Raw genomic sequence first — 3,310 nt, 5'->3', positions numbered from 1 at the left:
CCCCGCTCCCCCACGTCGGCGGCTGAGCGAACACGTCTCGTCAGAAACGCACCCCATACGTGGGGTGCGTTTTCATTTCCACGCCCGAGATCAGGGTAACGACCGAGCAATTCGTTCGATACCGCTGCCGGTCGACCGGCGACACTCGTCCGGTGGACGACTGCCGAGGGTCGATCAGAGCGTGATTTGCCAGGTAGGCGTACGAACCTAGGCGCGGGGCTTGCGGCGGTCGAAGCGCTTAGGCTCGCGGCGGGGGCCGCGGCTGATGGGGCGGTGGCCGGGCGCGCCCTGGTCCAACTGGAGTTGGATCAGTTGGCCGCTGATTCTGGTGCGGCGCAATGCTTCCAGGGTTTCCTGGGGCAGGTCGGCGGGGAGTTCCACCAGGCTGTGGTCGGGGCGGATGCTGATGTGGCCGAAATCGCTGCGGCGCAGGCCACCCTCGTTGGCGATGGCGCCGACGATCGCGCCGGGAACGACGCGGTGACGTTTGCCGACCGAGATGCGGTAGATGGCCATATCGGCGCCGGTGGCGCGGTGTTTACTCTCGCCGTGGTCGTCGAAGCGGTCGGGACGATCATCGAACTTACGCGGAGTGCGTTCGCGCCGTTGCTTTTCCGGCTCCGGCTCGGGTTCCATGAAGAAGTTCTCGCCGTCGTTGGAGCCCACGGCCAGCGCGGCGGCGATATCGACCAGCGGGATGTTGTGCTCGGCCTCGTAATCCTCGATCAGCTTGCGGAACAGCGCCAGATTGTCCGAGGACAGATTCTCGGTGATCGCGTCGTGGAACTTCACCACACGCTGCGCGTTCACATCCTCCACGGTCGGCAACTGCATCTCGGTCAGCGGCTGGCGGGTGGCGCGCTCGATCGCGTCCAGCAGGCGGCGCTCGCGCGGGGCGACGAACAGCAGCGCCTCACCGGTGCGGCCCGCGCGGCCCGTGCGGCCGATGCGGTGCACATAGGACTCGGTGTCGTGCGGGATGTCGTAGTTCAGCACGTGCGAGATGCGGTCCACATCCAGCCCGCGCGCGGCGACGTCGGTGGCGACCAGGATGTCCACCGCGCCGGACTTGAGCTGGCCGATGGTGCGCTCGCGCTGGTTCTGCGCGATATCGCCGTTGATCGCCGCCGCCGCGTAACCGCGTGCGCGCAGCTTCTCGGCGACCTCCTCGGTGGCCTGCTTGGTGCGCACGAAGATGATCATCGCCTCGAAGGATTCGACCTCGAGGATGCGCGTGAGGGCGTCCATCTTGCGCTGATAGGACACCGACACCCAGCGCTGGCCGATGTTGGTGGCGGTGGCGGTCTTCGCCTTGACCGTGATCTCGACCGGATCGTGCAGATACTGCTTGGAGATCTTGCGGATGACCGTCGGCATCGTCGCGGAGAACAGCGCGACCTGCTTCTCGGCGGGCGTATCGCGCAGGATGCGCTCGACGTCCTCCTGGAAGCCCATCTTCAGCATCTCGTCGGCCTCGTCGAGCACGAGGTATTCCAGCTGGGTCAGATCCAGCGTGCCGCGCTCGAGATGGTCGATGACCCGGCCCGGCGTACCGACCACGACCTGCGCCCCGCGCCGCAGCCCGGACAGCTGCACCGCATAATTCTGGCCGCCGTAGATCGGCAGCACGTGCACGCCGGGCAGATGCGCGGAATACCGGCCGAACGCCTCGGCCACCTGGATCGCCAGCTCACGGGTCGGCGCCAGCACCAGCGCGCGCGGCGCCTTGGCCGGGCGGCCCTCGTTCGTAGCCAGACCCATCAGGATCGGGATCGCGAACGCGGCCGTCTTGCCGGTACCGGTCTGCGCGAGGCCGACGACGTCGGACCCCGCGATCAGCGGCGGAATCGTCGCGGCCTGGATGGGCGAGGGCGACTCGTAGCCGACATCGGCGATGGCCCGCAGGATGCGGTCATCGATGCCGAGATCGGCGAAGGACGGGTCGTCAGCGTCCCTCTCGTCGGCTTGGGACACGTCGACCTCCGAGGTATTCATTGACCAGCAGTTTACTGTCAACGGTGGCCGCCGCCAGCATCGGGCCAATACGGTGACAGGTATGCAATCGCAGCAGCCCGCCGCCGATCGATCCTCCGAGGGGCGGACCAGCACGTCCGGTGTGTCCGCATCGCCGTCGGAGCCGACCTCGGCCACCGCGCGCGCCCTCGATATCGCGGTCGTCCAATTCGACCCCTACACCGACAAGGACGCCAACCTGGCGATGCTGCGCGAGCATGTGCGTGACGCGGCCGAACACGGTGCGCGCGTGGTGATCGCGCCGGAGTATTCGATGTTCGCGGTGACCCGCTTGGACCATCGGGCGGTGGCCGCCGCCGAACCGCTCACCGGCCCCTACGTCACCGGTCTGCGCGGGCTGGCGGCCGAGTTCGGGGTGCACGTGGTGGCGGGCGTGGCCGAGAGCACGCAGGATCCCGAGCGCATCCACAACACGCTCGTCGTCGCCGCACCCGACGCCGAATTCGCGGCCGTCTACCGCAAGGTGCACCTCTACGACGCGTTCGGCTTCCTCGAATCGGATGTGGTGCTGCCCGGCCCGATCACCGACCCGGTCACCTTCACCGCCGACGGCGTCGTCTTCGGCCTGCAAACCTGTTTCGACCTCCGCTTCCCGGAGGGCTTCCGCCGAGTGGCCGCGGCCGGCGCCCAGGTCCTGCTGGTACCCGCCCAGTGGATTCCCGGCCCGGCCAAGGTCGACCAGTGGACAACGCTGCTGCGAGCCCGAGCCATCGAGAACACCGTCTACGTCGCGGCCGCCGACCAGTCCGCACCCCGAGGAGCGGGCGCGTCCATGATCGTGGACCCGACGGGCATGGTGCTGGCCGAACTGGGCGACGGAACAGGCATCGCCACCGCCCGGATCGAACTGGATCACTTGGACAAGGTCCGAGCCGCCAATCCGAGCCTCGCCCTCCGACGTTTCACGATCGCGGACGCCTGACGCCGCAACGCTCCAGCACCCGTCGCACCTCACCCGGCCGAGGTACCCATCGCTCGATCCGGCACGGGTTTACGACATGGCGTCGATGCGCCGCAGAACCCGCCGCGAACCAGGTCGAGCACTAGACTGAACAGGGTCATGATCTATCCCGATCGGATCGCAGCCGGTCGCGCACTCGGCGGATCGCTGCTACACCTGCGAGCGTCGAATCCGCTGGTGCTGGGCCTGCCCCGGGGCGGGGTGCCGGTTGCGGTCGGTGTGTGTGCGGTGATCGGTGGTGAGGTCGATATTCTGCTTGTGCGCAAGTTGGGGGTGCCGTGGCAGCCGGAGTTGGCGATGGGGGCTATCGGGGAG

The 3,310-nt window shown here is 67.9% G+C and carries 2 protein-coding genes and 1 pseudogene; 2 read left to right on the top strand and 1 reads right to left on the bottom strand.

All coding sequences use genetic code 11. The features are described 5' to 3' along the window. Positions 1–207: 207 nt before the first annotated feature. A complete protein-coding gene (locus tag JZ791_RS43750; RefSeq protein WP_216903825.1) occupies positions 208–1,995 on the bottom strand; it encodes a DEAD/DEAH box helicase in 1,788 nt (595 codons plus the stop codon). 61 nt (positions 1,996–2,056) lie between these two features. Between JZ791_RS43750 and JZ791_RS43745 the strand changes: the two genes are divergently transcribed. Both JZ791_RS43745 and JZ791_RS43740 read left to right on the top strand, forming a co-directional pair. Further along, on the top strand, positions 2,057–2,956 hold the full coding sequence (locus JZ791_RS43745) for a carbon-nitrogen hydrolase family protein (protein ID WP_216903822.1): 900 nt from the start codon (positions 2,057–2,059) through the stop codon (positions 2,954–2,956). A 138-nt stretch (positions 2,957–3,094) separates the two neighbouring features. Continuing rightward, a pseudogene (locus JZ791_RS43740) lies at positions 3,095–3,310 on the top strand (phosphoribosyltransferase); the annotation flags it as partial.

Source organism: Nocardia alni (assembly GCF_019038435.1).
GTDB lineage: Bacteria > Actinomycetota > Actinomycetes > Mycobacteriales > Mycobacteriaceae > Nocardia > Nocardia alni.
The sequence above is the reverse complement of the archived record's forward strand: the minus strand, read 5'-3'. Positions and strand labels throughout refer to the sequence as shown.

Excerpts from the sequence above, each read along its gene's own strand:
- JZ791_RS43750 (WP_216903825.1), bottom strand. The coding sequence starts at position 1,995 with ATGAATACCTCGGAGGTCGACGTGTCCCAAGCCGACGAGAGGGACGCT.
- JZ791_RS43745 (WP_216903822.1), top strand. The coding sequence starts at position 2,057 with ATGCAATCGCAGCAGCCCGCCGCCGATCGATCCTCCGAGGGGCGGACC.